This is a genomic window from Flavobacterium sp. (assembly GCF_049318325.1).
Taxonomy (GTDB): domain Bacteria; phylum Bacteroidota; class Bacteroidia; order Flavobacteriales; family Flavobacteriaceae; genus Flavobacterium.
Map to the genome: position 1 here is coordinate 1 of NZ_JBMOGQ010000024.1, position 23,457 is coordinate 23,457.

General features: G+C 33.0%; 23 protein-coding genes. 12 read left to right on the forward strand and 11 right to left on the reverse strand.

The window, feature by feature from the left end:
• Positions 1-52 precede the first annotated feature (52 nt).
• Positions 53-925 carry a succinate--CoA ligase subunit alpha gene (sucD, locus tag ACOYLP_RS03925; RefSeq protein WP_422854872.1) on the forward strand — a complete coding sequence of 291 codons (873 nt, stop codon included), beginning with the start codon at positions 53-55 and terminating at the stop codon, positions 923-925.
• A 73-nt stretch (positions 926-998) separates the two neighbouring features.
• Here sucD and ACOYLP_RS03930 read toward each other — a convergent pair whose 3' ends face one another.
• The 8 genes from ACOYLP_RS03930 to ACOYLP_RS03965 all read right to left on the reverse strand — a co-directional run bounded on the left by ACOYLP_RS03930 (position 999) and on the right by ACOYLP_RS03965 (position 7,883).
• The gene (locus tag ACOYLP_RS03930; protein ID WP_422854873.1) at positions 999-2,360 is read right to left on the reverse strand and encodes a YHYH protein; all 1,362 of its coding nucleotides are present in this window, start codon (positions 2,358-2,360) and stop codon (positions 999-1,001) included.
• 14 nt (positions 2,361-2,374) lie between these two features.
• Complete coding sequence (locus ACOYLP_RS03935; RefSeq protein WP_422854874.1) at positions 2,375-3,007, reverse strand: thioredoxin family protein; 633 nt, start codon at positions 3,005-3,007, stop codon at positions 2,375-2,377.
• 1 nt (position 3,008) lies between these two features.
• A complete protein-coding gene (locus tag ACOYLP_RS03940) occupies positions 3,009-4,733 on the reverse strand; it encodes a multicopper oxidase domain-containing protein (protein WP_422854875.1) in 1,725 nt (574 codons plus the stop codon).
• Between the two features lie 70 nt (positions 4,734-4,803).
• Positions 4,804-5,826: a cytochrome-c peroxidase gene (locus ACOYLP_RS03945; protein ID WP_422854876.1), complete on the reverse strand. Its 1,023-nt coding sequence runs from the start codon at positions 5,824-5,826 to the stop codon at positions 4,804-4,806.
• Positions 5,823-6,518: an MbnP family protein gene (locus ACOYLP_RS03950; protein ID WP_422854877.1), complete on the reverse strand. Its 696-nt coding sequence runs from the start codon at positions 6,516-6,518 to the stop codon at positions 5,823-5,825. The genes ACOYLP_RS03945 and ACOYLP_RS03950 overlap by 4 nt, the downstream gene beginning before the upstream one ends.
• Positions 6,511-6,993 (reverse strand): hypothetical protein, encoded by a 483-nt coding sequence (locus ACOYLP_RS03955; protein WP_422854878.1) that lies wholly within the window; start codon positions 6,991-6,993, stop codon positions 6,511-6,513. Before ACOYLP_RS03955 ends, ACOYLP_RS03950 begins: the two co-directional genes overlap by 8 nt.
• A 2-nt stretch (positions 6,994-6,995) precedes the next feature.
• Positions 6,996-7,268 carry a hypothetical protein gene (locus tag ACOYLP_RS03960; protein WP_422854879.1) on the reverse strand — a complete coding sequence of 91 codons (273 nt, stop codon included), beginning with the start codon at positions 7,266-7,268 and terminating at the stop codon, positions 6,996-6,998.
• Positions 7,269-7,334: 66 nt separating this feature from the next.
• On the reverse strand, positions 7,335-7,883 hold the full coding sequence (locus ACOYLP_RS03965) for an RNA polymerase sigma factor (protein ID WP_422854880.1): 549 nt from the start codon (positions 7,881-7,883) through the stop codon (positions 7,335-7,337).
• Between the two features lie 179 nt (positions 7,884-8,062).
• Between ACOYLP_RS03965 and fabG the strand changes: the two genes are divergently transcribed.
• Positions 8,063-8,809 carry a 3-oxoacyl-[acyl-carrier-protein] reductase gene (fabG, locus tag ACOYLP_RS03970; RefSeq protein ID WP_422854881.1) on the forward strand — a complete coding sequence of 249 codons (747 nt, stop codon included), beginning with the start codon at positions 8,063-8,065 and terminating at the stop codon, positions 8,807-8,809.
• Positions 8,810-8,882: 73 nt separating this feature from the next.
• Positions 8,883-10,910, forward strand: coding sequence for a hypothetical protein (locus ACOYLP_RS03975; RefSeq protein ID WP_422854882.1), 2,028 nt, complete (start codon positions 8,883-8,885; stop codon positions 10,908-10,910).
• 4 nt (positions 10,911-10,914) lie between these two features.
• On the opposite strand, the gene ACOYLP_RS03980 is transcribed toward ACOYLP_RS03975, so the two are convergent.
• Positions 10,915-11,328, reverse strand: a complete 414-nt coding sequence (locus tag ACOYLP_RS03980; protein WP_422854883.1) for a hypothetical protein — start codon at positions 11,326-11,328, stop codon at positions 10,915-10,917.
• 140 nt (positions 11,329-11,468) lie between these two features.
• Between ACOYLP_RS03980 and bshA the strand changes: the two genes are divergently transcribed.
• The 5 genes from bshA (at position 11,469) to ACOYLP_RS04005 (ending at position 17,148) form a co-directional block, all read left to right on the forward strand.
• Positions 11,469-12,602 (forward strand): N-acetyl-alpha-D-glucosaminyl L-malate synthase BshA, encoded by a 1,134-nt coding sequence (gene bshA / locus ACOYLP_RS03985; protein ID WP_422854884.1) that lies wholly within the window; start codon positions 11,469-11,471, stop codon positions 12,600-12,602.
• Positions 12,599-13,027: a hypothetical protein gene (locus ACOYLP_RS03990; RefSeq protein WP_422854885.1), complete on the forward strand. Its 429-nt coding sequence runs from the start codon at positions 12,599-12,601 to the stop codon at positions 13,025-13,027. The genes bshA and ACOYLP_RS03990 overlap by 4 nt, the downstream gene beginning before the upstream one ends.
• A 190-nt stretch (positions 13,028-13,217) precedes the next feature.
• Positions 13,218-14,282 (forward strand): chorismate synthase, encoded by a 1,065-nt coding sequence (aroC, locus tag ACOYLP_RS03995; protein WP_422854886.1) that lies wholly within the window; start codon positions 13,218-13,220, stop codon positions 14,280-14,282.
• 77 nt (positions 14,283-14,359) lie between these two features.
• On the forward strand, positions 14,360-15,613 hold the full coding sequence (locus ACOYLP_RS04000) for a dicarboxylate/amino acid:cation symporter (protein WP_422854887.1): 1,254 nt from the start codon (positions 14,360-14,362) through the stop codon (positions 15,611-15,613).
• A 65-nt stretch (positions 15,614-15,678) separates the two neighbouring features.
• On the forward strand, positions 15,679-17,148 hold the full coding sequence (locus tag ACOYLP_RS04005; protein WP_422854889.1) for a T9SS type A sorting domain-containing protein: 1,470 nt from the start codon (positions 15,679-15,681) through the stop codon (positions 17,146-17,148).
• A 476-nt stretch (positions 17,149-17,624) separates the two neighbouring features.
• Here ACOYLP_RS04005 and ACOYLP_RS04010 read toward each other — a convergent pair whose 3' ends face one another.
• Positions 17,625-18,128 carry a DUF6265 family protein gene (locus ACOYLP_RS04010; protein ID WP_422854890.1) on the reverse strand — a complete coding sequence of 168 codons (504 nt, stop codon included), beginning with the start codon at positions 18,126-18,128 and terminating at the stop codon, positions 17,625-17,627.
• A gap of 103 nt (positions 18,129-18,231) precedes the next feature.
• Between ACOYLP_RS04010 and prfA the strand changes: the two genes are divergently transcribed.
• The 3 genes from prfA to ACOYLP_RS04025 all read left to right on the forward strand — a co-directional run bounded on the left by prfA (position 18,232) and on the right by ACOYLP_RS04025 (position 21,050).
• Positions 18,232-19,305, forward strand: coding sequence for a peptide chain release factor 1 (gene prfA / locus ACOYLP_RS04015; RefSeq protein WP_422854892.1), 1,074 nt, complete (start codon positions 18,232-18,234; stop codon positions 19,303-19,305).
• Positions 19,306-19,425: 120 nt separating this feature from the next.
• The gene (pyrF, locus tag ACOYLP_RS04020) at positions 19,426-20,244 is read left to right on the forward strand and encodes an orotidine-5'-phosphate decarboxylase (RefSeq protein WP_422854893.1); all 819 of its coding nucleotides are present in this window, start codon (positions 19,426-19,428) and stop codon (positions 20,242-20,244) included.
• 5 nt (positions 20,245-20,249) lie between these two features.
• Positions 20,250-21,050 carry an ABC transporter substrate-binding protein gene (locus tag ACOYLP_RS04025; protein ID WP_422854894.1) on the forward strand — a complete coding sequence of 267 codons (801 nt, stop codon included), beginning with the start codon at positions 20,250-20,252 and terminating at the stop codon, positions 21,048-21,050.
• A 165-nt stretch (positions 21,051-21,215) separates the two neighbouring features.
• Here the strand turns inward: ACOYLP_RS04025 and ACOYLP_RS04030 are convergent, their stop codons facing one another.
• Positions 21,216-21,971 carry a DUF4197 domain-containing protein gene (locus ACOYLP_RS04030; protein WP_422854895.1) on the reverse strand — a complete coding sequence of 252 codons (756 nt, stop codon included), beginning with the start codon at positions 21,969-21,971 and terminating at the stop codon, positions 21,216-21,218.
• Between the two features lie 168 nt (positions 21,972-22,139).
• On the opposite strand from ACOYLP_RS04030, the gene ACOYLP_RS04035 reads away from it, so the two are divergent.
• Positions 22,140-23,457: cobalamin-dependent protein (locus tag ACOYLP_RS04035; RefSeq protein WP_422854896.1), on the forward strand; the 1,318-nt coding region annotated here is incomplete at its 3' end.

Genomic DNA, 23,457 nt, shown 5'->3' on the forward strand with positions numbered 1-23,457 from the left:
TAGTAATTACTATTTTCTACTTTTGCATCACAAATAATAAACAAACACAAACATGAGCGTTTTAGTTAATAAAAATTCAAAAATAATAGTTCAGGGATTTACAGGAAGCGAAGGAACTTTCCACGCAACACAAATGATTGAATATGGTACCAATGTAGTTGGTGGTGTTACTCCAGGAAAAGGAGGAACTAAACACCTTGACAAACCTGTTTTTAATACGGTAAAAGATGCAGTTGAGGAAGTTGGAGCTGATACTTCTATCATATTCGTACCGCCAGCTTTTGCAGCCGATGCTATAATGGAAGCTGCTGAAGCCGGAATTAAAGTGATTATTGCTATCACTGAAGGTATTCCTGTTGCTGATATGATTAAAGCGTATGAATATATCAAACAAAGAGATTGCCGATTAATTGGTCCAAACTGTCCTGGAGTTATCACACCTGAAGAAGCTAAAGTTGGAATCATGCCGGGCTTTGTTTTCAAAAAAGGAAATGTTGGTATTGTTTCTAAATCGGGAACATTAACTTATGAAGCGGCTGATCAAGTAGTGAAACAAGGTATGGGAATTACAACAGCTATCGGAATTGGTGGCGATCCAATTATCGGAACTACTACAAAAGAAGCGGTTGAATTATTAATGAACGATCCTGAAACCAAATGTATCGTAATGATAGGAGAAATTGGTGGTCAATTGGAAGCTGATGCTGCCAAATGGATAAAAGCTGATGGTAACCGTAAGCCTGTTGTTGGTTTTATTGCCGGTGAAACAGCACCAAAAGGAAGAACAATGGGTCACGCCGGAGCAATAGTTGGCGGAGCTGATGATACAGCTGAAGCTAAAAAACGTATCATGAGAGAATGTGGTATTCATGTAGTAGATTCTCCTGCTGAGATTGGTAAAAAAGTAAAAGAAGTGATGGGGTAAATTTAAACATCATTTTATTTCAAGTAAAAACTCCTGAAACGCTCGGGAGTTTTTTTTGAAATATATATAAAAACTACTTATCAATTATAACTTTTACTGTTTTATCATTCTTCCCATCTGTAACTTTTACAAAATAAATTCCGTTATAAATTGTATCTGTTTCAATCACACTCAATGTGCTTCCCTGTAAAATCTTACTTGTTTTTACGATTTGTCCTATTTCATTTATCAAATAAACATCCATATCTTTTTCAGCCATTGGAGTTTGAATGGCAATAAATTCAGATGCTGGGTTTGGAGAAATAGTAACTTTAAAATCAGAATTTTCAAATGTGTTGGATGCCAAAGTAGTGGTTCCTGCTGGAACAGAAGTTACTGTAGATACAGTAATATTTCCATAAAAAGTAGGTCCAACAGCATAAGGATAGGTAGAATTGTGATTTCCATCAACGGTAGCAAAATAACAATAAATTCCATTTGGATATAAAGACGCTGGATATTCTGGTGTATTACAAATTCGGCCATTATGTGAGTCTAAATACGTAGCATCTCCACTATGATCTACATATTCATAATCTTCTCTAAAATAACCATTAAAAAAAGTTTGTGTTCCTAACACTTGATTGATTGCTGGTCCGTTTGTTCTTAATCCAGTTGGATATGATTTTAACTGGTAACTTGATTTCATTCTAGTTATAGCTCCTGTTCCGTTAGTATTTGTGTAGGCATAAGCACCATAAATAGGAAAACCATCATAGGCAAATCCTAATAAAGGAGAATGTTGTGTTGGGTTAATGACATATAAACCATCGGATGGATAAGCTGAACAGACATTAGAAAGTACAGCTAAATCTAAATTAAAAGCACTTGGATTTTGGTGATGATGGTAATTTCCCATTGCTGGATGTGCTTTCGCACAATCGAAACCAGCGCGTTCTGCAGGAATGGCATCTCTATTCCATGCTTGAGTTATACCTGGACCACCGGCACACGGAGGATTTCCTGGTCCGCCACAAAGCGCTCCAGTTGCATTATTCCAAGCTACACCATCTCGGTAATCAAACAAGGCTACACCATTTTTAAAAACACCAATATTTCCACCTGTGGTAGCTACTGTTCCCGAGCCTTGAACTGGATTTAATGGAATTCTGAAAATTTTATTTTGTGCTGTAGCTAAGGAAGGATTTCCATCTTGAAAAGGACCAGTAATATAAGCAGGAATACCAGTTGCTGAAACATAAGCATAGGTTGCATTATATTGAACGGTTTGGACATTTGCCTGAACTGCATCTACAATAGGAGTAGAGTTGCCCGCAACATAATGACGTCCAGTAATACCCGTAGTATTAATTAGCCAAGAAGTAATAGCAGGATTAGTTTGTCCAAAAACAGCACAATTGGCTGTAATAATCAATAGTAAAGTTAGTTTTCTCATGTTTATAGTTAATATTAGTACATATTTTGTTTTTCACCTCTAAAAAAAATTCTGCATCCAAAAGAATCTGATTTAGGTGTTTCAACTTCTTTGTTTTTCAGTAAATCATCAATTGCATTAATTAGATAATGATTGGTTGATTTTTCTGGTTCTGCTGCATTATCATCAATAGTGCCCTGATATTTTATTGAAAATTTGTTACTTGTTTTATTTTTCCAAATAATAAATGCCTGTGGCGTATGTGTCGCATTAAATTGTTTTGCCACGACTTGTTTTTTATCTTGCAAATAGGGAAAATTAAACTTGTCTTTGGTTGCTTTTTTTTGCATTAATTTAAAGGATTCTTCTGCATAAGCTAAGGTGTCCATAGAATTAATAGCTAAAAGATATACTTTCTGATTCTTATATTTATTATTTATTTTATTCAATCTGTCTGAATATAATTTCGCCATCGGACATTTATTGCATATAAATACAACTGCGAAACCTTTTGCATCCTTATAATCATTAAGTGAAACCTTTTTATTGTCAACACTTTTTAAAGTAAAATTCTTTATTAACTTTTCATTGCTATTCGTGAGAAATGAAAAGCTTATAAATGCTAAAAACAATACAAATACAATCTGTATATAATCTTTTTTCTTCATATTAATTTTTAACAAACTTCTTAGTTGTAATAGACTTAGTAGCTTTATCAATCATTTTTACAATATAAACACCTGTTGAAAGACTAGAGACATCAATACCATTTTGCCATTGTGGCTGAGGTAACATCATGGCAACTCTCCCTTCAAGAGTTGTTATTGTGACATAGTAAATTTCAGCTAATGGATCACCTAAATTAATAAACAATTTATTATTTACTGGATTTGGATATAATTTAAATTTAGTAGATGGTGAGGAACTGTTATTTCCTAGAGGTGTTCCTGTAACTACAAATTGCCCCATCATTCCATCGTCCTCGTGTTGAGAGAAATGACAATGATACATAAATGGATGAGTAGCATCTGCGAAATCTTTGAAACGACATACAAAAGAAACACTCTCGTTTCTGCTAATAAAAAATGTGTCTTTCCATCCAGATTCATAATTAGCAGGACCAGTAGCAGCCGCAGTACCTACTTTACGAGAAACAATTTTAAACTGCACATCGTGAATGTGAAAACTATGTCCAAAAATAGCATTTGGTGTGTTGGCAATGGTCCATTTTTCAGTTGTATCTACTATAAGGGTTTTATTGATAGTATTTATATTAAAAACACTATTATCAAAAACAAAAGGATTACCAGCAGGTTGCCCACCGCTTATAGTTACAATTCTATTCACAGTTGCATCAGAATCAGTAAAATAAGTATTATTAGCCAAACTAGATGGTATACTAGTTATAGGAGTTGATGTTGCATCACCTACATTGATGTGCAACACGTTAAAAGTTGTATTGTTTAGTAAACTTCCAAATTGACCAGATGTGCCTGGTTCTCCTCCCGGAAAACTGTTAGATTGACCGCTATTATATGCTTTTATATCTAATGTGCTACCTAAAGTTTCACCACTTAAATCCACTAATATTTCATAACGTTCTCCAACATGCACAGGTAATCTATTAACTGCAACAGGAGCATTTAATAAGCCACCATCATTACCGATTACATAAAAAGTTTTTGTTGCACCTGAAGAATTTACGATTCCTAAATTATATCCTCTCTCAATTTCAGCATTAAGAAATCTAATACGTACGACTTGTTTAGGTAATGTAATTTGACCATTCATTGTTCCGTTGGTTAACATATTGTCACCATAAGCTCTTCCAATTGAGAATTGATTTGAAGTGTCAAAATTTCTACTTGTCATGATTATAGGAATATCATCAACACCATAATTTCTAGGTAAAGGTAAAGCTGATTCTACAGCATCTTTTACAATGATTAGGCCTCCGACTCCTTTAGTAATTTGAGCCTCAGTAGTTTCATGTAAATGCGGATGATACCAATATGTTCCTGCATCATTAGTCATTGTCCAATAGGGTTGCCATATTGTTCCAGCTGGAATAATTTGATGTGGCCCACCATCCATGACAGCAGGTAAATGCATGCCATGCCAGTGAACAGTAGTAGATTCGTTAAGATTATTGGTTACATTCATTTGAACCAAATCTCCTTTATTTATAATCAAAGTTGGTCCCCAAAATGTTTCATTATTAATAGATCCTGTTACGGTCTGATTTCCAGTAGACTTAATTTGCTTAACCGATTCGTGTATATTTAAATCAAAAGTTGATCCATATAACGCTTGAGGAATTGGAATATTGTTGTATTGAGCTTGTATAATTGATGAAATAGAAAATAAAAAAAATGTAAATATAGATTTTTTCATAAAAGGGTATTTTTTGACTTTTGTTTTTAGACGCATTAAATTTATAATTCTTGTGTTGGTATTTTAAAATTCATTCTTTTGGAAAACTAAATCGTTTATCAAATAGAAATTCATTATCAGTTAAGGTTTTTAAAAACAATACCAAATCTACTCTATCATTATCCGATAATTTCATTGGCTTGGCTAATTCTTTTGGTAAACTATTATCATGACCTAAAGAATTGTAATGTTTAACTACTTCGGTTAGTGTTTTAAATCTCCCATCATGCATGTAAGGAAATGTGAATTGAATATTTCTTAAAGTAGGAACTTTAAAACGAAGATAATCTTCTTTTTTATTCGTAATTTTCATTCTGCCTGAATCATTTAAAGTAGTGTCTAATGCCAATCCGTTTTTCTCAAACTTATCATCACTAAACAATGGCTCTTTATGACATGATGCACAATTGGTTTTAAATAAACTATATCCTTTTTTTTCTTGTTCTGAAAATTCTAATTCATTTCGAATCATTTTATCATACTTAGAGTTTGAAGATTTTAACATTATTGTAAATTGAGCTAACGCCTTAAGGAGTCTTTGGCTAGTTACTTTTTCATCGCCAAACGCTTTAGAAAACAATTCTCTATACTTTGCGCTATTTTGCAATTTTGCTATAACATTTTCTAATTTTTCATCCATTTCTAATGGATTCGTTATCGGATTAATAGCTTGTACTTCAAGATTATTTATTGCACCATCCCACATAAAATTTTTATTCCATGCCAAATTGATAAGCGCCATTGAATTTCGTGTGCCAATTTTTCCATCTATTCCGTGACTCAATTGATGGTCAACATGGGTAAATCCGGTTTGTTGCAAATGACAACTTGAACAAGAAATAGTATTATCTCTAGATAATATTGGATCGTAGAATAAATTTCGTCCTAGTTGAAATCCTTCTTCTGATAATGGGTTTTTTGTGAAATCGTAAATTGGTTTTGGCCAACCCTTGGGAACATCAAAATATAAAGGCGTTGTAAATTGCTTGGAGAATGCCAAACAAATTAAGATTAGTAATCCTAATACTGAATAATATTTCCAACTTATTTTCATTCTATATAAAATAATGATTTACTGTAATCAGCTAATTCCATAGCTAGTGTTCCGGGTATCATGACACTATTAGTTTTAGCTAAGTTAAGGTTAGCAAAGAAATTATATAAGTCTATACCAATATTTATTTGTGTTGCTTTCTTTTCGTAAGTCAGTTCTACTTTTCGCATGGCATAATAGGGTGAAAGATAGCCACCAATATGAAATTGAAATTCATTTTTTCTGGACTTGCAGCTTGAACTTTTGCCTTCTATTTTCATATTGATATAACCACTTTGCCAAGCCCAATACATGCCTTTTGTTGGATCTAAATCACCAGCCAATGCCCCGGCTGTATTAGTTAAACTGTCTATGCCAATATTAAAAAAAACTTTGGAGATTATCTTATCATTCTTTTTAGTTAGATAGAATTTAAAGGAATCGGGAATGTCTGAATCGATTAGATGATAGCTATCTTTTTGTGTAATGACAGATTGGTCGTCATACTGAATCTGAATGTTTGAAATATAACATCTAAATGTTTCAACTGTCAAAGTGTCTTTTTTTGATGAAACATATTTTTTGTTTACTTCAAAAGGAAGTTTGTTATATTTTAAATTAAAGTTTAGGGCAAGCGAATCACCTTTACTTTGAGAATAAATCTGGAAGCAAAATAAAAAAAGGAAAACAATATGTATTCCTTTTTTAGTCATGTCTTGGTCGTTTGTTTGGTTCAAATATTCTGGATAAATCTTCCGTCAACTCATTAAAGTCTTCTAATTGGTCTTGATGACATAGTTTTTTTATGTCTTCAAAATGTTTGAAATGTGTTTCTTCAATTTGTTTTTGATTAGCGTTGATTACTGCTATCAAACTATCCTTAATTTTAACATGAACTTGGGGTTGTTTTAATTGATTATATAGTTCATTTTTAGCAGGTCGAATATTAGTATCAAGTTTTTTGATTTCTCCGCGATGCCATATGATTAATACAGCATATTCTTTTTGCTGATTGTCATCAAAATGTAATCTTTCGATAATAATTTCTCTAGGATTTGGTCTTCCTTCTGGTCTATCAGTTGGTCGTTTATGTTCTCTTGGACCACTTACTAATAAAAAAGCAAGAATAGCAAAGTTGAGCAACAACAAACCTATTACGGTAATGGTTAATAGTTTAGTTTTTTTCATGATTATTTATAAAGCTGATTGCTTTTATTGAAAATGTTTTCAAAATAAGCAGTTGATGAAGTTTTTCTTTCTTTTGTTTTTGAAATAAGAACTGTAAAATTCAAAAGCACTAAAACGGCAATTGATGCAGCAACAAGCCACACAGTTTTTGAGGAAACTTTATTCTCTTTTTGAATTCTTTGTTGAATTCTTGAAAATAAATCATCACTTGGTTCAACAGATTTAATTCCGTTAGTGCTGTTTAAAATGGTTGTAATCCAATTATTTTTTTCCATGCTTGTGCTGAATTTATTTATTCTGAATTCATTTCAGAAGTTCAGTATATACTTTGACGAATGTTGTTATTTTTTCTTGCGGTAATGATTATATTTTTCAGATAATTTATCTTGTAGCGACACTTTTGCTCTGAAAACCAAGGATTCTACCGATGAAATACTGACTTGCATAATCTCAGCAATCTCAGGATTACTTAATCCGTCAAGTTTAGATAAGAGAAAAGCAGTCTTTTGATTTTCGGTTAAGGTATTGATTACTGCAAATAGAATTGCAGCTTCTTCTTGATTTTCTATCAAAATACCAGGATGTTCAAATGTAGTTGTGTTAAGATATTCTGCTTCGTTTTGGCTTTTCTTTCCAAAAATAAAAAAGCGCTTCTGACTATTCTTTTGCTTTAAGTAATCTAAACATTGGTTAATGGTAATGCGATAAATCCAGGTTTTATAAGATGACTTTTGATTGAAGTTCTCCAGAGAATTATAAACTTTGACAAAAACATCTTGAGTGATTTCTTCTGCATCTTCAATATTTTGCAAATAATTCAGCGCCACATTAAAAACAAGTGTTTTGTATTCATGATATAATTTCTCGAAATGAAATTGGTTTTCAATCATTTGGTAAAATGTCAACTTTTAACTTGCAATGATACTAAATGATTTTTTACTAACTATAAATTATTCTATATTTGAACTTTCAATCAAACAACCGTGGCGAAGCCGACACGAAGCTTTAGCGAATTGGCGAAGCAATTGTATGGAGCGTAGCGGAATAAATCAAAACTAATTTTTATAATATGAAATTATTAGAAGGAAAAGTAGCCATAATAACTGGCGCAAGTAGAGGAATTGGTAGTGGAATTGCAAAAGTATTTGCACAACATGGAGCAAATGTAGCTTTTACTTATAGTTCATCTGCTGAATCAGCTTTGGCTTTAGAAAACGAATTATCGGAGATGGGTATCAAAGCCAAAGGATATAAATCAAATGCTGCCGATTTCAATGAAGCTCAAAAATTGGTTGATGATGTTATGGCTGAATTTGGAAATGTAGATATATTAATTAACAATGCGGGAATTACCAAAGACAACCTTTTAATGCGTATGTCGGAAGAAGATTTTGATAAAGTAATTGAAATCAATTTGAAATCGGTATTTAATATGACCAAAGCAGTTCAGAAAATCATGTTGAAAAATCGCAAAGGTTCTATAGTAAACATGAGTAGTGTAGTAGGAGTGAAAGGTAATGCCGGACAAGCAAATTACGCAGCTTCCAAAGCAGGAATGATTGGGTTTACTAAATCGGTTGCTTTGGAATTGGGTTCAAGAAATATTCGTTGTAATGCTATTGCTCCAGGTTTTATAGAAACTGAAATGACTGCAAAATTAAACGAAGATGTAGTTCAAGGTTGGAGAGATTCTATTCCGTTAAAACGTGGAGGAACTCCTGAAGATGTAGCGAATGCTTGTCTTTTCTTTGCTTCTGATATGAGTGCCTATGTCTCAGGACAAGTTTTGAATGTTTGTGGAGGAATGTTAACTTAGTATTCATTTTGCAATCTCAGTTAGCAGATTAAACCGTAAACTGCGACTTATTTTAAATGCTGACTTTATATATATGAACACAAACACTGTTTTATTGATATTGCTTTCTGTAGGAATAGCGTTTGCGTTATCATTTTACCAATATTTTTACCAAGTCAAAAGCAAATCAAAAGTCACTTTGCTTTTGGCTTTTTTGCGTTTCTTTAGTATCTTCGGATTACTACTTTTATTGATAAATCCAATTATTTCAAAAAAAACTGTCGAAACGGTTAAAACTCCGTTGCCAATTGTTATCGACAATTCAGCCTCTATATCCGATCTGAAAGCTTATAAAATAGCGTTGGAAGTATTTAAAAAGCTATCTGAAAATAATGATCTAGCAGATAAATTTGACGTTCAGACCTATCAGTTTGATACTGATTTTCTTCCGGCAGATACAATTGATTTCAAAGGAAAACAATCTAATATTGATGTTGTTGCCAAAAATCTAAAGAACATCTACAAAAACCAGCACTACCCAACGGTTTTGATTTCTGATGGAAACCAGACTTCGGGTGAAGATTATGTTTTTGGATTTAATCCTGACAATAATGTTTATCCATTGGTTGTTGGTGATACAGCGACTTATTTAGATTTGAGAATTTCGCAGTTGAATGTCAACAAATATGCATTCCGCAAGAATAAATTTCCAGTTGAAGTTTTTCTGAATTATTCAGGAAATAAAAGTATTAATGCTACATTTAAGATCTCACAAGGTAATAGTGTTCTTAATGAACAAACGGTTGACTTTTCGTCTTCTAAAAAATCGGCTCTACTCAATTTATTATTGCCTGCTGATAAGGTTGGACTACAGATTCTGAAAGCTACTATTTCATCAAAAGAACAAGAGAAGAATACATATAACAACACCAAGAATTTTGCTGTAGAAGTTATCGATCAAAAAACAGAAGTAGCTTTAATTTCATCAACTTCACATCCAGATTTGGGAGCCATTAAACGAAGTGTTGAAACTAATGCACAAAGAAAAGTAACTGTACTTAATCCCAATAAAATCAATTCGTTAACAGATTATAATGTTTTGATATTTTATCAGCCAAATGCTGAGTTTAAAGCTATTTATGACCAAAACGAAAATGTCAAAATCAATACTTGGACAATAACAGGAAACGATACGGATTATAATTTTTTAAATCAAAATCAAAACAGTTATAGTTTTAAAATGAGCGGAAGCAAAGAGGATTATTTGGCTTCGTTTAACAATCAGTTCAATTTATTTGCTTTGGATAATATTGGTTTTGAACAGTTTCCACCGTTGGAAAATCCTTTTGGAGCGATAACTGCCAATGGATATGCCAATACGTTATTGTCTTCTACTATTCGCAACATTGCAACTAATCAGCCATTGATGACTTTTGTTGAAAATCAAGGAAAAAGAAGTGCTTTCTTATTTGGTGAAAACATTTGGAAATGGAGAGCCAATACTTATGTTGATAAAAAAAACTTTACTGATTTTGATGTCTTCCTTGACAAAACTATACAGTATTTAGCATCGAACAACACAAGAAAATCTTTGGTTGTAACTCATGAACGCTTCTATAATTCGGGAGAAGGAATTGAAATCACGGCTAAATATTTCAATAAAAATTACGAACTGGATGAAAAAGCACGTTTGACAATAGCTGTTACAAATACCAAAACCAAACAAGTAAAAAATTATGATTTACTTAGAACTACGAATGCTTTTCAGGTTAACTTAGACGGATTAGTTGCTGGAAATTATGCATTTACCGTTAAAGAATTAAATTCAAATTCAGTTTACAGTAGCAGATTTGAAGTATTGGATTTTGATATTGAAAAACAATTCGTAAATCCCGATTGGAGCAAATTAAACCAATTGGCTTCACAAACTAAAGGCAAAGCTTTCCTGCCGAATCAAACAGATTTATTAATTAAACAGTTATTGGCAGACGATAGTTACAAAGCCATTCAAAAAACACTGGTCAAAAAAACGCCTTTGATAGATTGGATTTGGTTGTTGGTTTTGATTGCTATTTCTCTGGCTGCCGAGTGGTTTATTAGAAAATATAACGGATTATTATAATTTTTTAATTGCTCTTTCTCAAAACAATTTTTCCGCCTAGATATGCCATTGGAATGTAGGCAAATCCTAAGTCAATAATGGTAAACCAAACTGGAGAAGGAAGCATAAAAATATTCATTATTCCGCCTACTAAAAAACAGCAACCAATAACAATTGCAAAAGTCATTTTATTATTTGTAGAAATTTTTGCAGCTATAAAAGCACCAACTAATGTTCCCAAAGCATGAGCAAGAAAAGGCATCAGAAAATGTTTTGGTTCCATCAATGGCATGGCCGCAAGTAAACCTTCCAGTGTCTTTAAATCAGTTCCTTCGGGTGGTGGAATAATGTATCCACTTACCATAATGATTCCCGTGTTTACTGTTCCTCCGATTAATAGACCAATAACTATTGCTAAAATAATTTTCAAAATTGTCATAATAAATTGGTTTAAATTTATAAATCGAGTCTTGTTTGCTTCAAGTAAAAATAACAAAATTAATTTACAAAATCATTTTTAATAAAAACTTACTCAAAGACAATCCATTTTGCTTAAATTCGTAACACTAAAAATAACATATGAAAATTGCCATTGTATGCTATCCAACCTTCGGCGGAAGTGGAGTTGTTGCTACTGAATTAGGATTAGAACTTGCACATCGCGGACATGAAATACATTTTATTACATACCGTCAACCTGTGCGATTAGCATTATTAAACTCAAAGGTGCATTACCATGAAGTTAATGTTCCGGAGTATCCCTTGTTTCATTATCAACCCTATGAGTTAGCATTGTCGAGCAAATTAGTTGATATGGTTAAACTCTATAAAATAGAATTATTACACGTGCATTATGCGATTCCACATGCTTATGCCGGCTATATGGCTAAACAAATGTTGAAAGATGAAGGTATTATTATTCCAATGGTAACAACGCTTCACGGCACCGACATTACTTTGGTTGGAAATCATCCTTTCTATAAGACTGCAGTAAGTTTTAGTATCAATAAATCAGATATAGTAACTTCGGTTTCCCAAAGTTTAAAAGATGATACCTATAAACTTTTCAATATCAAGAAGGAAATACATGTAATTCCGAATTTTATTGAGTTGGATAAAATACGAAACGAGAGTCAAATTTCTTGTCATCGTTCTGTTATGGCTAAAAAAGAAGAACGCATTGTTACCCATATCAGTAACTTCCGAAAAGTAAAACGCATTCCGGATATCATCAAAATATTTTATAAAATTCAAGAGAGAATCCCGGCTAAATTAATGATGGTTGGTGATGGTCCTGAAAAGGTAAAAGCGGAACAACTTTGTAAGGAATTGGGTATTGAAGAAAAAGTAATTTTCTTTGGAAACAGCAGCGAGATAGATCAAATTCTTTCCTATTCCGATTTGTTTCTTTTGCCCTCAGAAACCGAAAGTTTTGGTTTGGCTGCACTTGAAGCAATGGCATGGAGCGTGCCAGTAATATCAAGTAGTTCGGGTGGTTTGCCAGAAGTGAACTTTGATGGAATTTCCGGATATCTAAGCAATGTTGGTGATATTGATAGTATGGCTAAAAATGCTTTAAAAATTCTTACTGATGATGCAACATTGGCTAAATTTAGAAAAAGTGCCTTGAGTGTTGCTCAAAAATTTGATATCAAAAATATACTTCCATTGTATGAAGCATTATACCACGAAGCCATCAACAATTCCAAATGAGTAAAAAAATAATTTTAATACTAGTAATTGCATTACTTTATTCTTGTTCATCAACTAAAAATATAGATAGGCTACCTTTGTTTGAAGTGTTACTAGTCAATAACGATGGAGGTGCTAATATTAAGTTTTACGAAGTGTTGACAGAACCAAAAGAAATAAATATGCTTTTAGGAGATGAAACATTGGGTAAAAAGATAGGCTCTAATGATATTACTAACAGTAGTTTTGTTATCCTTAATTCCGGTCCAACTATAGAAAGCAATAACAAAGTTTCAATTGAAAAGGTTATCGAAACTCCGTTACAAATAGAAGTATATGTTAAGGATAGTCAAAAGAATATTGATGCCGTTCAAACCGATGATGATACTTTATATCCATATACTGTTGTAAAAATTAACTCAAAGAAACCAATAGTTATCAAATAATAAATCCCGTCTGGTTAGGGACAGAATTATTTTTTACATCTATTTTAGATTAAAATCTGTAACGAAATTCAAATATAGCTTAGGGTTAATTTTTGAATAATAATCTTTTAGACTTTTAAACTTTACCTATATTTGTTAACTCAAGTTTGGGCATTTACGACTGTAAGAATTAAAAAAAAAACGATATCAAATGGCTGGAAATAGCTACGGAACACTTTTTAAACTCACCACTTTTGGCGAATCACACGGAGAAGCTTTAGGAGGAATAATTGATGGTTGTCCTGCTGGTATTGAAATCAATTTGAATGCTATTCAAAGCGAAATGCAACGAAGAAAACCAGGCCAATCTTCTATAGTTACTCAACGAAAAGAAGAGGACGAAGTGCATTTTCTTTCAGGAATATTTGAAGGTAAAACTACTGGGACTCCGATAGGATTTATCATTCCAAATACGAACCAAAAGTCGGGTGATTACTCGCATATCAAAGATAGCTATCGTCCTAGTCATGCCGACTATGTCTATGAAAAAAAATACGGTATCCGAGATTATCGAGGAGGAGGTAGAAGCTCGGCTCGTGAAACTGCTTGCAGGGTAGTAGCAGGCGCAATTGCTAAACAAGTTTTGTCTGATATCCAAATCAACGCTTTTGTTTCTTCTGTTGGCGAAATATTTATTGACAAACCCTATCAAGATTTAGATTTTTCATTGACTGAAACTAATGCTGTTCGTTGTCCTGATATTGTAACAGCAGAAAAAATGGAGAACTTTATCAAAGAAATTCGAAAAGAAGGTGATACCGTTGGAGGCACAATAACCTGTGTGATTCAAAATGTTCCAATTGGATTAGGAGAACCAGTTTTTGATAAACTTCATGCTGAATTAGGGAAAGCCATACTTTCAATAAACGCGGTAAAAGGTTTTGAGTTTGGCAGCGGATTTTGTGGTTCCAGAATGAAAGGAAGTGAACACAATGATTTATATAATGAAGATGGAACAACCAAAACCAATCTTTCGGGCGGTATTCAGGGTGGCATTTCAAACGGAATGGATGTTTATTTCAGAGTAGCTTTTAAACCGGTGGCTACATTAATTAAAAAACAAGAAGTGTTGACAAATACAAACACCTTGGTTGAACAACAAGGCGTAGGACGTCATGATCCTTGTGTAGTTCCACGTGCAGTACCAATTGTCGAAGCCATGACGGCTATAGTTTTGGCTGATTTTTATTTATTAAACAAAACGCATCAAAAATAATACTCAGTATTCAGTCTCAGTTTGCAGTGAAATATTCCTGATAATTGAGACTGCGTCTGCGACTGAACACAAAAAAAATGAATACAATCAAAAACAAAAAAACATCTTTCTTTTCAAATCTAACTTTTCAGATTCTAATTGCTATGATTGCCGGTGCTTTGCTGGGAATTTTTGTGCATAATAATTACACTCAAGAAATTGCTAAAGATTTTAGTGGTTATATTAAAATACTGGCTACTATTTTTATTCGATTGGTGCAAATGATTATTTCGCCTTTGGTTTTTACGACGCTAGTTGTTGGTATTGCAAAATTGGGCGACATTAAAGCAGTTGGAAGAATAGGAGGAAAGGCGTTGGGTTGGTTTTTTACAGCTTCGTTTATTTCCTTATTGATAGGAATGTTTTGGGTAAATACACTGCAACCCGGAGTTGGATTAGAATTAGGAAAAGTAGATGTGTCAACCGCCACTGAAGTTGTAGAAAAAACAGAAGGTTTTTCGGCTCAGAACTTTATAGAACATATTATCCCAAAAAGCATAGTAGAAGCTATGGCTACTAATGAAATATTACAAATTGTAATTTTTTCTATATTCTTCGGATTAGCAGCCGCTTCAATAGGTGATCATGCAAAACCAGTAGTAAATGCTTTAGATAAAACCTCACACATCATATTAAAAATGGTGAATTATGTAATGAACTTTGCACCGATTGGAGTTTTTGGTGCTATTGCGGGAGTTTTTGCTATTAGAGATTTAAATAATTTGTTACTTACCTATGCTAAATATTTTGGCTCTTTTATGGTCGGAATTTCAACATTATGGATTGTTTTATTATTGGTTGGTTATATTTTTCTCAAAAGCAGAATGACTACTTTATTAAAACATATTGTAAGTCCGCTGATAATTGCCTTTGGAACAACCAGTTCTGAAGCTGTCTTTCCAAAATTAACAGAAGAATTAGAACGATTTGGAGTAAAAGACAAGATAGTTTCTTTCATGTTGCCTTTAGGTTATTCCTTTAATCTTGATGGCAGTATGATGTACATGACTTTTGCCAGTATTTTTATCGCACAAGCCTATGGAGTTCCTCTCGATTTAGGCACTCAAATGACAATGCTATTAGTCTTAATGCTTACCAGTAAAGGGATTGCGGGTGTCCCAAGGGCAAGTTTAGTTGTTGTTGCAGCTACTTGTGGCATGTTTAAAATACCCATAGAAGGCATAGCTTTAATTCTTCCTATTGATCATTTTTGTGATATGTTCAGAAGTGCTACAAATGTTTTAGGAAATGCCTTAGCAACTTCTGTAGTTGGAAAATGGGAAAAAAGATAGGAATAAATTATTTTATTTGTTTTTACTTTATTAAATTTGCACATTAACAACTTAAAAACTATTTTATGAAAAAACTATTACTTTCTTCGATTCTATTATTAGGTTCGATATCCTTATTCGCTCAAGATGATTGTACTACGCCATTAGTTGCTACCGCAGGAACAAATACTGCACCTGCAGTTATTGGTACTTGGGAAGGTGGATGTTTCGATCTTGCAACTACTGATGCGGGTGCTCCTATGGCAGGATTATGGTATACATACACTCCTGCTTCTGATGGTGAAGTTACCATTAGTTCAGATTTAGCTGCTAATGTAGCACCAAATAGTGTAGATACTATGATATCGGTATTGACTGGAACTTGTGGAACATTAAATTGTGTTGCATCAAACGATGACGTATCGGCAACAAACTATTTATCTTCTGTTACATTTCCTGTAGCTGCAGGTGTAACATATTATATTGAATGGAGTAACTACTGGGATGGAGCGGGTTTTAATTTTGACCTTACTTTTACTCCAATTTCATGTTTGAAAACATATGGAATTAATTCAGAAACTAACATTACAACTACTTCACTTACATTGAACTGGGATCCTTCTTTAAGTAATCCTGCAGGATATCAAGTTGAATATGGACTTACAGGTTTTGTTCAAGGTACCGGAACAACTGTTTCTACTCCTACAAATTCACTTGCACTTACTGGTTTAACAGCTTCTACTGTTTATGATTATTATGTAAGAAGTAATTGTGGAGCAACTCAAAGTGTTTGGTCTACAGCTAATCCATTTACAACTGCAAAAGTTTGTCCATACACAACTGGTTTAGACACTGCTGCTGCAGCTACGGGTTGGACAATAGCTACAAATGGCCCAGGTGGACAAGCTATAAATAGTACTGGAGCTGCAGGTCAAGCGGCTACTCCTGGATATTGGATTTTTGGTTCTAGTACTACTACAGCTAATAATAACTGGTTATTCAGTGCGCCAATTTCATTACAAGCTAATGAACAAGTAACACTTACTTTTTATACTCGTGCTACTACAAGTCCAAGAACTTTAAGAGTTACTGTTGGAAATAATAATACTACTGCAGCACAAACTACTCAATTAGCTGCATTAAATGTAGCTGCAGGAACAGTTTGGAACCAAGTTACTACTGTACCTACTTTTACAGCTCCATCAGCGGGTATTTATTATTTTGGATTTAATGATAACTCAGCAGCTACTGCTACTGCAGTTAATATGAGATTAGACACATTTAGCTTTACTTCAGTTTTAGGAACAAACGATTTCTTATCATCTAATTTCTCTGTTTTCCCTAATCCTGTAAATAATGTAATTAACTTCTCTAATGATGCTAATGCTGTTGTTAGTTTAGTTGAAATGACCGATTTAAATGGTAGAGTTATAAAATCACTAAAAGTTAATGCTACTGAAGGTCAAATTTCAGTTAGCGATTTAGCTACAGGAATGTACATGATGAAAATAACTACTGACCAAGGTATTGCTGTTAAGAAAATTGTTAAGCAATAATCTTATAAGTATCTGTTAGATAACAAGAGGCTGTCCTAAAAGTAATTTTAGGGCAGTTTTTTTTATTCATAATATTGATTTAGCATATTTAACTACTCAAAACAATATTTATACAGCTCATTTTTTTTAACCACCATTCAGTTCATCAGCAATAACTTTTTTCATTAAATTTTAAATTATTTAATTTCAAAAAATCATTCCTGTTTTATACTTTTTTTTTGAAACATTAAGTAAAACAATAGTTTTTAATATTTTACATTAACAAGAATAAAAATTGAAATTGGATTAATTGCTATTGCTCTCATCTTTTATAAATAGATAGCAAAAGTGTTTTAGCAAAATTTCAGACGTATTTAGACTTCAGAAACGATTTAAAAACAATATATGACTTGTTTTTATGATAAATTTTCAATATAATTTAAAATGAATTAATATAGGATAAAAAATTTGAGGCTGCCTTTTTGGGTAGCCTCTTTTTATTTTTTCTTCATCGGATAACTTTCTTGACTTTGTTTTCCTTGTTGTATTCCAGAAATAGTGGCAACCAAGTTGGTTTCATTGATTTTTTTGTAAACTATTTTTTGAGGATAATCGTGTTTTGGATTTTCAAAACTAAACGAGATTTCACTCTCGGAACTTAATTTAAAATCTACAGGTTCATCATTATTTTGACCTTTAACGGTTGGTCTATAAACAAGCTCGTCATTTAATTGTGTTAAGATTATAGTCTCTGAATGAACAGTATCTTTTTTGTTTATTATGAAATAAGTTGTCCCAGAAAAAGTGCTGTCATTCTCTTTAGTCCATGTTTCGGTTAAAACTCCTTCGGCCATTTCATTTTTCCAATTACCAAGTAGCCAATTCATTTTTTCAAGTTTGTCAAATTTCTTTTCTGATTTATTCTGACATGAAATGAACATTAATATATTAGCACTACAAATCAATACAATCAGTAATATAGTCCCTGTAGATTTTTTCATCTTCTATTTTTTTAATACTCTACAATACTATAAAAAATCTGCCAACTGAACACACTAAACTGAATACTTTTTTTTGTAATTTTGCAGACGAAAATAAAACAGTATGTTAGAAAGATTGCAATATGTAAAACAACGCTTCGATGAAATTTCGGATTTGATTATTCAACCCGATATTATATCCGATCAAAAGCGTTATGTACAGTTAAATCAAGAATATAAAGGACTTAAAGCGTTAATGGAAAAGCGTGAAGAGTTGATTAATGTTTCCGGAAACATAGAAGAAGCTAATGAAATTTTAGCGGATGGGTCAGATCCTGAAATGGTGGAAATGGCAAAAATGCAATTAGACGAAGCAAAAGAGCGTTTATCCGAATTAGAAGAAGAAATTAAATTCATGTTGATACCTAAAGATCCGGAAGATGCCAAAAACGTGATGGTTGAAATCCGAGCCGGAACGGGTGGTGATGAAGCCTCTATTTTTGCTGGTGATTTGTTTCGTATGTATACCAAATACTGTGAAAGTCGTGGATGGAGAACATCTGTGGTCGATATGAACGAAGGAACTTCGGGAGGATTTAAAGAAGTTATTTTCGAAGTTACTGGTGAAGATGTTTACGGTACGTTAAAGTTTGAAGCTGGAGTTCACCGTGTACAACGTGTCCCACAAACTGAAACTCAAGGAAGAGTTCACACTTCGGCTGCAACCGTTATGGTGTTACCTGAAGCGGAAGAATTTGATGTTCAAATTGATATGAATGATGTGCGTGTAGATTTCTTTTGTTCTTCAGGTCCAGGTGGGCAATCTGTAAATACCACAAAATCGGCAGTGCGTTTAACTCACATTCCAACTGGTTTGGTGGCGCAATGTCAAGATCAAAAATCGCAACATAAGAATAAAGACAAAGCATTAGAAGTATTGCGTTCTCGTTTATACGAACAAGAATTAGCCAAAAAACAAGCAGAAGATGCTACTAAACGAACTTCTCAAGTAAGTTCTGGTGACCGTTCTGCAAAAATCCGTACTTATAACTATGCTCAAGGTCGTGTAACTGATCACCGCATTTGTTTAGATGTTTTTGATATGGATGGTGTGATGAATGGTAAAATTCAAAAATTTGTTGACGAACTGCAGTTGGTCAACAATATGGAAAAGTTGAAAGAGAGCGAAGTTTTTTAATTTAAGAAAATACAGAATAGAATAAAGAAATAGATGCCATACTAAATTAAGTATGGCATTTTTTTAGCATTTGGCAAACTTTGCGAAAAACTTTGCGAACTTTGCGGTTAAACAACTACTATGACAATACAACAGCTCGTCGAACAAATCAAACAAAAGAAATCCTTTCTCTGCATTGGTCTCGATGTTGATTTGACCAAAATCCCAAAACATTTATTCGAACTCGATGATCCTATTTTCGAATTCAATAAAGCCATAATTGATGCTACTCACGATTTATGTGTTTCTTATAAACCTAATACTGCTTTCTATGAAGCTTATGGATTAAAAGGTTGGCAATCATTAGAAAAAACAATTACCTATATCAATGAAAAATATCCTGAAATATTTACTATTGCCGATGCAAAACGCGGCGATATTGGAAATACATCCACCATGTATGCCAAAGCTTTTTTGGAAGATTTAAACTTTGATAGTGTTACAGTTGCACCCTATATGGGAAAAGATAGTGTAGAACCTTTTCTTGCTTTTCAAAACAAACACACCATACTTTTAGCCTTAACTTCCAATGAAGGTGCTTTTGATTTTCAAACTAAAAATGTGAATGGTGGAGAACTCTATAAAATCGTAATAGAAACATCTAAAAGGTGGAAAAACAGTCAAAACTTGATGTATGTTGTGGGAGCGACTAAAGCGGAATACTTCTCTGAAATTCGAAAAATAGTTCCGGATAGTTTTCTTTTAGTTCCCGGTGTTGGTGCGCAAGGTGGTAGTTTGAAAGAAGTTTGTAAATACGGAATAAATGAAACTATTGGATTGTTAATCAATTCTTCTCGCGCTATTATTTATGCTGCTTCTGGAGAAGATTTTGCTCAAAAGGCTAGGGAAGAAGCATTAAAAATGCAAAAGGAAATGAAATTAATTATTGAAAGTATTTAATCAACTTGGTAACTTTGGTTGATCATCTTGGTATATTGCATTCTTTTGAAACAGTTCCCAAACGTATCGTTTCTCTTGTGCCATCTCAAACCGAGTTATTGTATGATTTAGGTTTAGAAGAAAGTATTGTTGGTATTACGAAGTTTTGTGTTCATCCTTTCCATTTCAAATCCACTAAAAAGGTAATTGGAGGTACTAAAAAAGTACATTTTGAAAAAATTCGTTTGCTGCAGCCTGATATTATAATTGCTAATAAAGAAGAAAATACCCGAGAAATAGTTGAAGAACTTTCTAAAATTTGTCCGGTTTGGGTAACTGACATAATCACTATAGAAGATAATTTGAAAATGATTTCGGATTTTGGAATACTCTTCAATAAAAGAACCGAAGCCCAGAAATGGATCGACAAAATCAATTTTGCACTTACTAATTTTAAGCAGTTTGTTAGAAATAAATCTAAACAGGAAGTTGCCTACTTTATTTGGGCCAATCCTTATATGGTTGCCGGAAATAATACGTTTATCAATGAAATGTTGAAACTCAATAATTTTCATAATATTTACGAAAATAGAGAAGAACGCTATCCAGAAGTTATTATACAGAAAATGAGAATTCAAGTCGATCCCGATTTGGTTTTGCTTTCTTCCGAACCATTTCCGTTCAACGATGAACATGCTTTTGAATTAGGAAGATTTACACATCATGCGAAGATTGTATTTGTAGATGGTGAAATGTTCTCATGGTTTGGAAGTCGACTGATTAAGTCATTTGAATACTTCAAAAAACTACATCAAAATATAGCATAAAAAAACTGTCAAATCATACCAGACTTGACAGCTCTTTAGCTAACTAACCTAAACCAAATTATAATAAATAACCAAATTTATTACACTACAAATATAGTGTCTCTTTTTAGTTTGTAATGTTAAGGATATGTTATACTTATGTTATTGATTTCTAAAATTTTAGACTTATTTTTTGTCTTGCATTGCAAACACTTGTTTTAGTAAAGGAGTTGTTCTAGCTTTAATATCAGCTCGGATGTTTTTTTCTTCTACGCCTATCATTTTAAAAACACCTTCTAATGCTTTGTTTGTTGTATAATCAGTCAAATCAGGATTTACTTTTTTTACCATAGGTAAGCTATTGTATTTTTTTATGATGGTCGCCCAAACTTTATCAGCACCAACTTTAGTAAATGAATTTTTTATCACTGGATTAAATTTAGCATACAAAGGTGAAGTAGTATTGGTCTGTAAATAAGAAGTAGCTGCATTTTCATTACCCATAAGTATATTTTTGGTATCGGTAAAACTCATATTTTTTACAGCATCTACAAATATGGGAGTAGCTTCTTTGGTCGCATCTTCGGCAGCACGATTAATCATTAATAATCCTTTATCAGCTAAAGAACCCAAACCGAATTTTCTTAGAGCTTCATCAACTTTTTGAAGTTCTTCGGGCAAAAGAATTTTTACCATTTCGTTTTTGTAGAAACCATCAGCTGCAGTCAATTTGGTTACTTGTTTTTCAATTCCTTTATGTAAAGCTTCTTTCAAGCCAGCAGCAATATCAAGATTTCCTTTGCTACCATTTAAAGTATTTAAATCTACAGGAGCTACTTTTTTAACTTCTTTTTGGACATCTTTTTTAATTTTATCTAAAAGACCGCCTTGTGCGAAACCGAAAATTGGAAATAATAATAGTAGGAATAATTTATTTTTCATGGAATTTGTATTTTTTTTATGCTTTTTATCAAAAACAAAGCCAAAAAATAATTAAGAAAAAATTACAGTTCTATTATTGAATCTATTATTTTTATGTTCTCTACGAAATCGTTGTAACATTTTTATTTATTGTGTAAATTGCGGGACTTAAATTATCATATCTTTAAAATGGTATCACAAACGCCTTACATTCCAAATAATAAAGTTAGAATAGTTACTGCTGCTTCACTTTTTGATGGTCACGATGCAGCTATCAACATCATGAGAAGAATAATTCAATCAACTGGTGTAGAAGTAATTCACCTTGGACACGATAGGAGTGTTGAAGAAGTTGTAAATACCGCCATTCAAGAAGATGCTAATGCCATTGCTATGACTTCCTATCAAGGGGGGCATAATGAGTATTTTAAGTATATGTATGATTTATTGAAAGATAAAGGCGCAGGACACATCAAGATTTTTGGCGGTGGTGGTGGTGTTATTTTACCTAGTGAAATCGCTGAATTACAAGCTTACGGAATCACTCGAATTTATTCTCCAGATGATGGTCGTGCTATGGGTTTACAAGGAATGATAAATGATTTGGTAAAACAATCCGATTATCCTATTGGAGATAAACTAAACGGTGAATTAAAACATATCGAAGATAAAAATCCGACAGCCATTGCACGTTTGATTTCTGCTGCCGAAAATTTTCCCGAAATCGCTAAACCCGTTTTTGATAGTATTCACTTAATGAACGAAACTTCAAAGATTCCAGTTCTTGGTATTACAGGAACAGGTGGAGCTGGAAAATCGTCTTTAGTTGATGAATTAGTGCGTCGTTTTCTTATTGATTTTCCAGAAAAAACTATCGGATTAATTTCGGTAGATCCATCAAAACGTAAGACAGGTGGTGCATTGCTTGGTGACAGAATTCGGATGAATGCCATCAATAATCCTAGAGTTTATATGCGTTCTTTGGCGACACGTCAATCAAATTTGGCATTGTCAAAATATGTTGCCGAAGCGATTCAGGTTTTAAAAGCTGCTAAATATGATATCATCATTCTAGAAACCTCAGGAATCGGTCAATCGGATACTGAAATCATGGATCATTCCGATGTTTCGTTATATGTTATGACACCTGAATTTGGTGCAGCTACACAATTAGAAAAAATTGATATGTTGGACTTTGCCGACATGGTAGCCCTAAATAAATTCGACAAACGCGGTGCTTTAGATGCTTTACGTGATGTGAAAAAACAATACCAACGAAATCATAATCTCTGGGATGTAAATCCAGATGAAATGCCTGTTTTCGGGACTATTGCTTCTCAGTTCAATGATCCTGGAATGAATACGCTCTATAAAAAAATTATGGATTGCATAGTTGAAAAAACCGGAGCTGATTTAAAATCGACTTTTCAAATTACTCGTGAAATGAGTGAAAAGATTTTTGTCATTCCGCCACATAGAACTAGATATTTATCTGAAATTGCAGAAA